Source organism: Streptomyces coacervatus (assembly GCF_029223485.1).
Lineage (GTDB): Bacteria > Actinomycetota > Actinomycetes > Streptomycetales > Streptomycetaceae > Streptomyces > Streptomyces coacervatus.
Genome location: NZ_JARHTP010000002.1, coordinates 696351 through 707435, shown reverse-complemented (window position 1 = coordinate 707435; position 11085 = coordinate 696351). Strand labels below are relative to the sequence as shown.

Here is an 11085-nt window from a genome sequence, read left to right as displayed (position 1 = left end):
GCGTGGACACCGAAGAGTTCCTCCTGCCCCGGTCGCGGACGGCGAACGAGCGGCTGCACGCCATGATCCCCGGGGGCGCGCACACCTACGCCAAGGGCGACGACCAGTACCCCGAGAACCTGGCCCCGGTCATCAGCCACGGCCGCGGTGCCCATGTGTGGGACATCGACGGCAACCGCTACATCGAGTACGGCTCCGGCCTGCGGTCGGTCAGCCTCGGCCACGCCCACCCACGCGTGAACGAGGCGGTGCGGCGGGAGATCGACCGCGGCAGCAACTTCGTACGGCCGTCCATCATGGAGGTCGAGGCCGCGGAACGCTTCCTGGCCACGGTGCCGACCGCCGAGATGGTGAAGTTCGCGAAGAACGGCTCCGACGTCACCACCGCCGCGGTGCGACTCGCCCGCGCCGTCACCGGTCGCCCGCGGGTGGCGATCTGCGGCGACCATCCGTTCTTCTCCGTCGACGACTGGTTCATCGGCACCACGCCGATGTCCGCCGGTATCCCGGAGGCGACCAACGAGCTCACCGTGGCGTTCCCTTACGGGGACCTGGCCGCCACGGAGGAGCTGCTCACCCGGTACCAGGACGAGGTCGCCTGTCTGATCCTCGAACCCGCCACCTACACCGAGCCGCCGCCCGGATACCTTGCCGGCCTGCGCGAACTGGCCGACCGGCACGGCTGTGTACTGATCTTCGACGAGATGATCACCGGATTGCGCTGGTCCGAGGCGGGCGCCCAGGGCCTGTACGGCGTCGTCCCCGACCTCTCCACGTTCGGCAAGGCGCTGGGCAACGGGTTCGCCGTCTCCGCGCTGGCCGGGCGCCGCGCGCTGATGGAGCGGGGCGGGCTGCGTCACTCCGGCGACCGGGTGTTCCTGCTGTCCACCACCCACGGTGCGGAGACGCACTCCCTGGCAGCCGCGATGGCCGTGCAGGCCACCTACGTCGAGGAGGGCATCACGGCGCGGCTGCACGCCCTCGGCGAGAGGCTGGCCGCCGGTGTCCGCGACGCCGCGGCGAGCATGGGCGTCGGCGACCACATCGTCGTCAAGGGCCGGGCCAGCAACCTGGTCTTCGCCACCCTGGACGAGAACGGGCAGCCGTCGCAGGAGTACCGCACCCTGTTCCTGCGCCGACTCCTCGCGGGCGGGGTGCTGGCACCGTCGTTCGTGGTGAGCAGCGCGCTCGACGACGCCGACATCGACCAGACCGTCGACGTGGTGGCCCAGGCATGCGCGGTGTACCGGAAGGCACTGGACGCCGCCGACCCCACCCCCTGGGTGGGCGGGCGACCGGTGAAGCCCGTGTTCCGCCGCTTGGCGTGACGTGACGTCAGCGACGCTCCAGCCGACCGGCATCGGCCATCCCATCGACCAGCCGGTCGGCTGTCCGGTCGACCAGCCATGCGGTCGCCGGAATCACCGCCAGCGCGGTGCACCAGCCGCCGAGGACGTCGGTCGGATAGTGCGCGCCCAGGGCGACCTGCGCCCAGCCCATGGCGGCGCCGGCCACCAGCCCCGCGCCGAGCACGAGTGACGTGCCGGCCGTCCTGCCGAGGCCCAACCGGCCGGTCGCGAGCATCGCCACCATGAGGGCGAGCGCGGTGAGGAAGGCGGTGTGCCCGCTCGGGTAGGACAGGTTGCCGGGGCCGTGGATGGTCCGCCCCACCAGGTGTTTGAGCAGCGTCGCCGTCCCCACGGTCACCACGACGCCGGCAACGACGAGCACCGCCGCGCGAGGACGCCGGAGCAGCAGGCAGCCGCCCACGAGGGCCACGACCAACATCACCGAACCGGCGGGATTCCCCAAGAAGTCCAAGAACAGAGCGACGCGCCGCCACGGAGGCCGCACACTGTCCGCCGTCGGCGAGACGAACCACCTGTCCACCCTGCCGGGCTCGCTGTGGCCTGCGTACAGAACCCCGATCACGACGACCACCAGCGCGGCGAGGGCCGCGATCAGCCCGAGCCACGGGCGCAGCGACGGGGGCAGCACCGCGGGCGCCGGCCGGCGGGTCACACGCCCACCGCGTCCGGTCGACCTGCGGTGGTGACCTTCTTGTCTGCCGTGCGCAGCGTCGGGCGTTGCCGGATCGTGTCGTCCTGTACGGGTTGCGCGGCTGGATCGAGCAAGATGATGAACTCGTCAAACACGAACTGGGCCGGGCCGACTTCCAGGTCCGCTCCTGCCAGACGATCCAACGCGAGCCCCTCCGTCGTGTCCGACCCACCCTCCGGCAACCATAACCGACCTGCGGACACCCGTTCCTGCCCTGCACGGCTCGCGGCAAACCGCCGTCCTCGTCGAGGACTTCATCGCCGGCCACCTCGCCGGGCTGAGTGGGACCAGCAGGTACGACCTCAGCAACCACGACTCCTACGCCGCCGACCGTACGCATAGACTCGAACGGGCTGTGCCCTCGGTCAGGGCGCGAAGGGGGAGTTGGTGTCCATGAGCGGGGATTCATGAGCGGGGAATGGACCGGTTCCGGGCTGCCCCCGGTGGCAGCCGCACGCATCGCCGAGGTGCGGAGCAGCGGGACGTGGTCCTCGGCGCTGTCCACCGGTGAATTCGCGGCACTGCGCGCCGTGGGGTTCGAGCCGGTGGGCCAGGTCATGGGCTCGGCCGTTTACCACGTGGGCCGCAGCGGCCGGTACTGGGGCTATCACGACTGTCTTTACGACGGTTTCGCCCGCTATGCCTTCGGCAGCGCCTACGCCGGCGTCGCGCTCTCCGGAGCCGGCGCCCCGTCCGCCGCGCTCGTCCAGGTGCTCGACCAGGCGCGTCGCTCGGCCCTCGACCGGATGACCGCGGAGTGCTCGGCCCTCGGCGGCGACGGCGTCGTCGCCGCACAGTTGACGGTGGCGCCCTTCGCGGCGCAGCCCAACTGCCTGGAGTTCAAGGTGATCGGAACAGCGGTGCGCGCGGCCGGGACGGTACGGGCGCCGCAGCCGTTCACCTGTCACCTCGACGGCCAGGGGTTCGCGAAGCTGGTGACCGCGGGATGGGTCCCGGTGGAGCTGCTGTACGGGATGTCCATCGGCGTACGCCATGACGATTACGGCACCCGCGCACAGTCGCGCTCGTGGAACAACACCGAGGTCAGCGGTTGGAGCGAGCTCGTGCAGGCGGTGCGCTCCGACGCCCGTGCGCACCTGAGGGCGCAGACCGGGCGGCGGGGCGGCGACGGCGTGATCCTCTCGGCCGGCGGCCTGCGCATCTGGGGCGAGTCCTGCATCCGCAGCGGCAACAACGAGCAGGAGGACCATGTGGCCGAGGCGACGCTGGTGGGCACCACCGTCGCCCACTTCACGGCACGCCGGCAGCCGCCCCGCACACTCACCGTGATGCCGCTCGACCCGCAACGACGTCGGCGGACCATGCACCGTACTGCCACCGATTTGCGATGAGGGGAACCCGTTCATGACCGTCTTCAACCCCGCCGACGGCACTCCTGACGGAGTATCCGCCCAGGGCGTGCCGGCCGATGCGATGCGGCGGCTGGCCGAGCTGCAGCCGGGCAAGCCGGGTTCGATCTTCACCAGCGACCTGTCGGTCAATGAGTTCCTGCTGGTGCGCGAGGCGGGCTTCAGGCCCATCGGCCTCGTACTGGGCAGCTCGATCTACCACGTGGGCATCCAGCTGGGCCGCTGGGGCAAGAACCAGGAGCTGACCACGCTCAGCCAGGCGATGTACCACGCACGCGAGCTGGCGATGACCCGCATGGAGGCGGAGGCGGCCCAGCTGGGCGCGGACGGCATCGTCGGCGTCCGGCTCAGCGTCGAGGCCCGTGAATTCGGCAGCGACATAGCGGAGTTCATCGCCATCGGCACCGCCGTCAAGGCCGACCACCCGGCGCCGGGCGGCAACGGCGGCAGCTGGCGCAACCTCAAGGGCCAGCCGTTCACCTCCGATCTCAACGGCCAGGACTTCTGGACGCTCATCCGCGCCGGCTACGCCCCGCTGGGCATGGTGATGGGCACCTGCGTCTACCACATCGCGCATCAGCGGATGGGACAGGTGTTCTCCAACTTCGGCAAGAACGTGGAGATCGAACAGTTCACGCAGGCGCTGTACGACGCGCGGGAGCTGGCCATGGCGCGGATGCAGCACGAGGCGGAGGAGCTGCACGCGGAGGGCGTCGTCGGCGTGCAGCTCAATGCCCACAACCACCGCTGGGGCGGCCACACCACCGAGTTCTTCGCCATCGGCACAGCCGTGCGGCCGCTGCGCGAGGACCACGTCATCGAGCGCCCGACGATCGTGCTCAGCCTGGACGGCTGAGCGCCCGGCCCAGCAGACTTGGAGCAACCACACACCACGAGAGGCCCCGCGATGACCTCGCCACACGACCCCGTCCCGTTCGAGCCCGGCGGGGAAACAGACTCCATCGACCTGCTGACGGCCGCGCTGCGCAGGGACGCCGCCGACCTGGAAGTCTACGCCCAGGTGCTCACCGGGACACTCTCCGAGGCGTTGCCGGCCGGTTCCGTCGTCGTCGAGCGAAAGCGGGGCATGGCCGACCGGCTCGCGGGGCGCGAGGGCCGCGTGGAGCGGGTCGAGGTCTTCCTCGGCGAGCAGCGTCTCGTGCTCGACCTGGCGGGCGGGCACCCCAAGGGCGAGGTGTGCAAGGAGGTCCGCGGCGTGGTGCTTTCACGGCGGCCGGTGGCGCTCGACGAGTGGGTGCGGGAGCTCGCGGGCGCGATCGCGGCCCGTGCACAATCCGACGCGCGGGCACGGGCGGCTCTGGAGCGGCTGGTGATCGGGGAGTAGGGATTCCGCCGCCTCCCGATGCGCTTCGGGCGTTGTGCCACCGGCCGCTGCGGTCCCCGCCCCCTGGAAACCGGTTCGACGACTTCGTGGGTCCTGGCACAGTGGCGCACCATGGCAGACTCCGGTCTCGTGACCGCTGCGGACGTACAGCTCATGCAGGGCCTGGCACAGCGGGTCACGGCCGTCCGTCCCGACCTGGCGAACAGCGACGCCTCGTTCGGAGAACCGGCCTGGACCTGGGGCAAAGGGCACGCATGCGACGGCGAGAGCCGGCGGCGCCGACTGTGGTTCTCCGGCGACGAGTTGGTGGCGTGGGGCTGGGCCTGTCTGCCGCACCGGGTGAGGCGGAGCGACGGGTCGGTGAAGGACGTCACCAGCGCCTATCTGGCGGATCAGGTGCATCCCGACCACAGCGAGCTGGTGGACGAGGTGATCGACTGGTACGACGGTGTGACCGTCGGCATCGAGCGCACGGTGGTGGCCCAGGCCGCCGATGAGTTCGCCCTGAAGCGATGGGCGGCGCACGGCTACGAGACCGATCCGGCCTCGCTCGGCGACACCGGCTCCTGGATTCAACTCAATGAGCGGGACCTCGACGACGTCGAACGACCGGTGCTGCCGGACGGGTTCCGATTCCGCACCGCCGACGAGGCCGGGCCGCGGGCGGCGGGCCAGGCCCATGTGGACGCCCGGGCTCCGTCAACATATACGGCCGAGGGCTACGAGGGCGTCCGGCGGACACCGCCGTACCGCGGTGACCTGCACGTCCTGGTGGAGGCGCCGGACGGAACGATGGCCGCATCGACGATCATGTGGCTCGACGAGGCGAACAAGACCGCCCAGTTCGAGCCGGTCGGAACGCATCCGGACTACCGACGGCTCGGCCTGGGCCCATCAATGAACGGAACTTGCGGCAGCGGTGATCAGTTACGAACTAGGCATGCCCGAACCAACTGCCGCCCCACACCGCTCGTGTTCCCGCAGGGCACGTCAGGCGGAAGTCCCATCGGCCGGAGTAGGAGCGCCGGAACTCGTGGCGGCCGTCGGTGCAGTCCACGTACACCGGGTATGTGTGACTGTCACAGGTCAGGTAGAAGTTTCGGCTGCCGTCGGTGCGCCCATTGAAGCAAGCCGTCCCCAATTCGCTCTCATCGGGGGACGAGGCGCGCTGGACAAAGTCGAGCAGTGAATCCTCCAGTGGGCCGCTCTCCTGGATGGTCCGCCCGTCGATGTTGGTGGCCTGGGCTTGGGCATCGTCGGATGTGCCTGCTGCACCGGCCGTCGCGGAGGCGCAGGCCAGCGCAGTAGCAACGATCGCCGCGGTGGCTGCAACGTTCCTCATGGACGTCAAGTTCTCCTCCATGCAAGGGGCAATTTGCTACAGATGCAACGGAAGGTAGCGAATTGCGCTCGGCACCTCCAGCGAGACATCCACTTGCGCGACACTCGTCACCGTGTCAATGGAGAAGGACGGTCAGTCAGAAAGCCGGTCAGCCGGTGGACGTCGCCTGCAGGGCGGGGATGAGCTCCAGCCGCGTGCCGGGGGCGCAGAGGGTGTCGCCGAAGAGTTTCTCCAGCTGTCGCGGCCGGTAGCGGACGGTCTGCGGATGTACGTGCAGACGGGCGGCTGTGTCGGGGACGTTGCTCCCGCCGAGCAGCCAGGCCAGCAGGGGGTTCACGGAGCCGGGCGCGCTGCGTCTCCGGCACCGCCTGCAGCGGTCCGAGGGCGCGGGTCTCGAGGTGGGTCAGGAGTGGTTCGTCGCTGTACAGCAGCAGCGTCGCGAGGTGGTCGGCGCACCGCAGCAGCCCCCTGCCGCGGCAGGATGCCGCGTTCCGCGAGGCGAAGGGCGCGCGTCGCCCAGCGCAGCGACTGCGCGGCCTCGGCGAGCGGCACGGTCGGGCCGAGCGCAGCCGGACAGCACATGCCGCGGCGGCGAAGCCCCACGGGTACAGGTACGCGGAGTCGGAGTGGATCCCTCCGGCCAGTACCCCGAGGACGACCCACCCCAGAACACCGGCCGCCCCGCAGGCCAATGGTGCCCAGCGGTGCTTCCAGGCACGGGCCGAGGGAACGGCGAGTGCGAGCGCGGCGCCGAGCAGAAGACCGAAGGCGTGGGTGTCGGTGCCGAAGTAGACCCGTGAGGAGTCCTCACCGGGCTGGTGCATCAGCGCCATCGCGGTGAGGGACGCGATCGCCGCCGCCCGGGCGACGGCCACCCGGACCTTGCTGCGCGGGCGGGAACGGGTCGTCCGCAGCAGGACCATGATCACCAGCGGCCAGGCGAGTGCCGTTCAGCTTTGCAGCAGCGCCTCGTAACAGTGGTCGAGGTGTCGCGCGTGATGTCCGAAGAAGGCGTGCAGCACGGCTGTCTCCATCGGGAAGGCCGCCTGGTGCGGGGCGGTGAGGACGGCGTCGGTGCGGGTGCGGTCGAAGTGCGGGTGGGTGAGCAGGTACGGCGTGTAGAACGCGAGCAGGTCGTCCAGGCGCCGGTCGGCTGCCGACAGATCGGTCGGTTCGGTGGTCAACTGCGGTTCTGGGAGCCGAAGTTCGCCGAACATGGTGCGGAGCATGGCTCCGGCCGTGGGCGGGTTCGGGTTGGTCAGGTGGAAGACGCCGTGAGCGGGCCCGCGCAGGCTGATCTCCACTGCCTGCCGTACGACGTGGTCGACGGGGACGAGGTTGAAGGGGACGTTCTCGGCGGCTCGGAGGCGGATGGGTCCGAGCCGACGGGAGGGGCCGTGGGCGCGCAGTCGGGCGTGGGCGGCGATGCGCTGCTGGATGCCGTATGCACCGGTGTAGTGGATGGGGCAGGCGTGGGTGCGGCTGTGGCCGATGACGACGCTGGGCCGCAGGATGCGGGTCGGGAAGGCGTCTGCGCGCAGTACGGCGCGCTCGGCGGCGATCTTGCTGGCTTCGTAGTGGTTGCGGGGGCTCGGCTCGTGGACGGGGGTCTCCGGGACGAGGCCGGTCGCGCGGCCGGCGACGTAGGCCGTGCTGATGTGGTTGAAGACGTCCGCGTCGGCCCTGCGGGCCAGTTCGAGCAGGCGCCGGGTTCCCGCCGTGTTGGTGGCGAAGATCCGGCGACGGTATGGGTCTCCGTGGGCGAGGAGGGCGGCGGAGTGCCAGAACTCCAGTCGGCCGGCGCGGCGTAGTCGGACGGGATCGGTGCCGCAGCCGTCGACGGTGAGGTCGGCGGGGATCGGTCGGGCGTGGCGCAGGGCGGTTTGCAGCAGGGGCGGCGGGTGGTCGAAGGCGGTCGCGGCTTCGGTGAGTGCCTGGTGCAGACGGTGTTCGGGCCGGGTGCGGCCGGGCCGGACCAGGCAGAGGATCTCGGCGTCGGTGGTGGCGGCGAGTTCGAGGACGAGGGCCGCGGCCAGGAATCCGGTGGCTCCCGTCACGACATGGGTGGTGGTGGGCACTTGGGCCTCCGGCGGGGTGGGACAGGGTGGAAAAGCGGGCGGGGAGTGGACTCGGGCCCGAGCCCGCGGCTCTTGCGGGGCGATCTTCGGGATGCCGGACGGGGGACGCAGCGCGTCACCCGACGGGCCGGAAGGCCAGGACGGCGTTGTGTCCTCCGAAGCCGAAGGAGTTGCTAAGGGCCAGGCCGATCTGCTGCGGTCGTGCCCGGCATCCGGTGACGAAGTCCAGTCCGGGCAGCGGCCGTTGAAGGTTGGCGGTGGGCGGGACCGCGCCCCGCGCCACCGTCAGGGCGGTGAGCGCGGCCTCGACGGCGCCGGCCGCGCCCATCAGATGACCGGTCGTGCCTTTGACGGAGGTCACGCTGGGCCGGTCGCCGAGCACCCGGAGCAGCGTGGCGGCCTCGGCGGAGTCGTTCAAGGGGGTGCCGGTGCCGTGGGCGTTGACGTGGTCGACCTCGTCAGGCCGGGCGTGCGCGGCGGCCAGCGCCCGGCGCAGCGCGAGTTCCGCCCCTGCGCCGTGCGGATCGGGAGCCACCGCCTGATGGGCGTCGGCCGAGGCGCCGTAGCCGGCGAGGACGGCGTGCCCGTGCACGCCCCGGGCGCGGGCGTCGGCCGCTCGCTCCAGCACCAGTACGCCCGCGCCCTCGGCGAGCACGAAGCCGTCGCGGTCGGCGTCGAACGGGCGGGAGGCCGTCTGCGGATCGCAACTGCGCGACAGGGCCCCCATCTTGGCGAACCCGGCGGCGCACAGCCTGGTCACCATGGCGTCCGAGCCGCCCGCCACGGCGATGTCACAGGCGTCCTGGGCCAGCAGCCCGCACGCGGTGCCGATGGCGGTGGCCCCGGACGCACAGGCGGTGCTGGTGTGCAGGTTGGGGCCGCGGGCCCGCAGGTCGATGCCGAGCTGTCCGGCGGCCATGTTGGGCAGGAACATCGGCAGGAACAGCGGGGAGACCATCCCGGGGCCGCGGCTGGTGAGCCTGCCGTGCTGTTCCTCGAATGTGCCGGCCCCGCCCGCGGCCGAACCGAGCACCACCGCAACCCGGTCGCCCTCCCATGACTGGGGGGAGAGCCCCGCGTCGGCCACCGCCTCCCGAGCGGCGACGAGGGCGTACTGGGTGTAGCGGTCGTACTGCCAGGGGCGTCGGCCTCCGACCTGCTCCCGGGCGTCGAACCCGGGCACCCGGCAGGCGAAGTCGACGGGCAGACCCGCCAGTTCAGGGTCACGCGCGGCGGTGGGACGCCCGGCGCAGACGTGTTCCCAGGTGGCCTCCCGGCCGATGCCGGCAGGTGTGACGAGGCCGATTCCGGTGATGACCACGTCGTCCGCCGCGGCATTCACGCCGCCTGCCGTTTGCTGTCGACCAGCTGCGCGGTGTCGAGGACGCTGAGCGTGCCGACGGCCTCGCTCTCGTCGAGCGGGATGTCCCAGTGCTCCTGGAGGGTGACGAACAGCTCCACCACCGCCAGTGAATCCAGGCCCAGTTCGTCGTAGGTGGCTTCGGGTCGCAGCTCATCCGGGGGCACGTCGAACTTCTGGGTGAGCAGTGCCGCCAGATGCTGATACGTCGGGGTCATGGGTTCCTCTTTCGTCGGCGGCCCTGTCGGCCGGTTCGCTGTGTAAGGGGACTGCGTCGGGCCAGGTCAGGGCGACCGAGCCCCAGGTGAGCCCACCGCCGAACGCGGTGAGCAGCGTGCGTGCGCCGGGCCGGACCCGGGAGGCCGCGTCCGCCATGGCGAGGGGAATGGAGGCGGCGGCGGTGTTGCCGACATCGGCGATGTTGCCGAAGCGCCGGCCGGCGCCGATACCGAGCCGGTCGGCCACCGCGTCGAGGATGCGCTGGTTGGCCTGATGGCCCACGAACGCCTCGACCTCGCCGGACGCCCAACCCGCCTGCTCCAGGACCGAGTTCGAGGATGCCGTCATCCGCCGTACCGCCTGCCCGTACACCTCACGGCCTCGCATCCGGAAGTACCGCAGTCGTCGTTCCTGTACGGCAGCGGGATCGGGCAGCCGCGAACCGCCGGCCTCGATCGCGATCAGGTCCGCCCCGGAGCCGTCGCTGTGCAGGTCCACCGCCGTGATCGCCCCCGGCTCGTCCGCACCGCCACGGCGCAGCAGCACTGCCCCCGCGCCGTCACCGAAGATCACCGCCGAGTCCCGGTCCAGCGGGTCGATGATCGTCGAGTACGTCTCCGCGCCGATCAGCAGCGGACGGCGGTACAGCCCGGAGGACACCAGCGCGGCCGTGACCGCGAGCCCGTAGAGGAAGCCGGAGCAGACCGCGCCCAGATCGAAGGCGGGTACGTCGCCGAGTCCGAGACGCGCCGCCACCTCGGGTGCGGTGGCCGGGCAACGCCGGTCGGGCGTGGTGGTCGCCACCAGCACGAGATCGGCGTCCCAGGAGCCTGCCGACCGCATGGCGGCCCGCCCCGCGGCGACGGCGAGGTCGGAGGTACTGGTCCCGGCGGTGACCCAACGGCGACGGGCGATACCCGTACGCGAGCGGATCCACTCGTCGGAGGTGTCGAGCCCGCCCGCCACCAGATCGTCGTTGCTGACGATCCGCGGTGGCAGGCTGACACCCAGCCCGGCCAGGATCACCGGGGCACGGGGGGACACAAGCACGAGGCACGCTCCAAGGTGCCGGAGGCGTGCCGGGTGGCAACACCTGCTGCATCAAGTGAAGTCAGTGCCTGATTGACGGTTCAACCCATGACGGCTTCAACCATGTTGAACATGATGAATTTCGGACGAGGGGACTCCGTCAGTGCCTCTTGGACGCGGTCTGCCGGCTGTCCCGGGCGATGGCTGCGGGCCCGGCCCCGGCCGACGGCCCGGGCTCCGGACAGCTCGCAGGCTCCGGCCAGGAACCGGACATTGCCGCG

The 11085-nt window shown here is 71.2% G+C and carries 11 protein-coding genes and 1 pseudogene; 5 read left to right on the top strand and 7 right to left on the bottom strand.

The annotated features are described in order from the left end of the window. Positions 1–2 precede the first annotated feature (2 nt). Positions 3–1328 (top strand): glutamate-1-semialdehyde 2,1-aminomutase, encoded by a 1326-nt coding sequence (locus P2Q00_RS06825; protein WP_275770502.1) that lies wholly within the window; start codon positions 3–5, stop codon positions 1326–1328. A gap of 7 nt (positions 1329–1335) precedes the next feature. On the opposite strand, the gene P2Q00_RS06820 is transcribed toward P2Q00_RS06825, so the two are convergent. Both P2Q00_RS06820 and P2Q00_RS06815 read right to left on the bottom strand, forming a co-directional pair. Next, positions 1336–2022, bottom strand: a complete 687-nt coding sequence (locus P2Q00_RS06820; RefSeq protein WP_275770501.1) for a phosphatase PAP2 family protein — start codon at positions 2020–2022, stop codon at positions 1336–1338. After that, the gene (locus tag P2Q00_RS06815) at positions 2019–2204 is read right to left on the bottom strand and encodes a hypothetical protein (protein WP_275770499.1); all 186 of its coding nucleotides are present in this window, start codon (positions 2202–2204) and stop codon (positions 2019–2021) included. The genes P2Q00_RS06820 and P2Q00_RS06815 overlap by 4 nt, the downstream gene beginning before the upstream one ends. 264 nt (positions 2205–2468) lie before the next feature. On the opposite strand from P2Q00_RS06815, the gene P2Q00_RS06810 reads away from it, so the two are divergent. The 4 genes from P2Q00_RS06810 (at position 2469) to P2Q00_RS06795 (ending at position 5901) form a co-directional block, all read left to right on the top strand. Further along, complete coding sequence (locus P2Q00_RS06810) at positions 2469–3413, top strand: heavy metal-binding domain-containing protein (protein WP_275770497.1); 945 nt, start codon at positions 2469–2471, stop codon at positions 3411–3413. A gap of 13 nt (positions 3414–3426) precedes the next feature. Continuing rightward, positions 3427–4287: a heavy metal-binding domain-containing protein gene (locus tag P2Q00_RS06805; protein ID WP_275770496.1), complete on the top strand. Its 861-nt coding sequence runs from the start codon at positions 3427–3429 to the stop codon at positions 4285–4287. Positions 4288–4338: 51 nt separating this feature from the next. After that, complete coding sequence (locus tag P2Q00_RS06800; RefSeq protein WP_275770495.1) at positions 4339–4776, top strand: hypothetical protein; 438 nt, start codon at positions 4339–4341, stop codon at positions 4774–4776. A gap of 111 nt (positions 4777–4887) precedes the next feature. Further along, positions 4888–5901: a GNAT family N-acetyltransferase gene (locus tag P2Q00_RS06795; protein ID WP_275770493.1), complete on the top strand. Its 1014-nt coding sequence runs from the start codon at positions 4888–4890 to the stop codon at positions 5899–5901. Between the two features lie 365 nt (positions 5902–6266). On the opposite strand, the pseudogene P2Q00_RS06790 reads toward P2Q00_RS06795, so the two are convergent. The 5 genes and pseudogenes from P2Q00_RS06790 to P2Q00_RS06770 form a co-directional block, all read right to left on the bottom strand. Further along, positions 6267–6748, bottom strand: a pseudogene (locus P2Q00_RS06790) (helix-turn-helix domain-containing protein); the annotation flags it as partial. Between the two features lie 320 nt (positions 6749–7068). Continuing rightward, positions 7069–8196, bottom strand: coding sequence for an SDR family oxidoreductase (locus P2Q00_RS06785; protein ID WP_275770491.1), 1128 nt, complete (start codon positions 8194–8196; stop codon positions 7069–7071). Between the two features lie 115 nt (positions 8197–8311). Then, complete coding sequence (locus tag P2Q00_RS06780) at positions 8312–9538, bottom strand: beta-ketoacyl-[acyl-carrier-protein] synthase family protein (RefSeq protein WP_275770489.1); 1227 nt, start codon at positions 9536–9538, stop codon at positions 8312–8314. Next, a complete protein-coding gene (locus P2Q00_RS06775) occupies positions 9535–9774 on the bottom strand; it encodes an acyl carrier protein (protein ID WP_275770487.1) in 240 nt (79 codons plus the stop codon). The genes P2Q00_RS06780 and P2Q00_RS06775 overlap by 4 nt, the downstream gene beginning before the upstream one ends. Continuing rightward, positions 9710–10825: a beta-ketoacyl-ACP synthase III gene (locus P2Q00_RS06770; RefSeq protein WP_275770485.1), complete on the bottom strand. Its 1116-nt coding sequence runs from the start codon at positions 10823–10825 to the stop codon at positions 9710–9712. The genes P2Q00_RS06775 and P2Q00_RS06770 overlap by 65 nt, the downstream gene beginning before the upstream one ends. Positions 10826–11085: the final 260 nt, after the last annotated feature.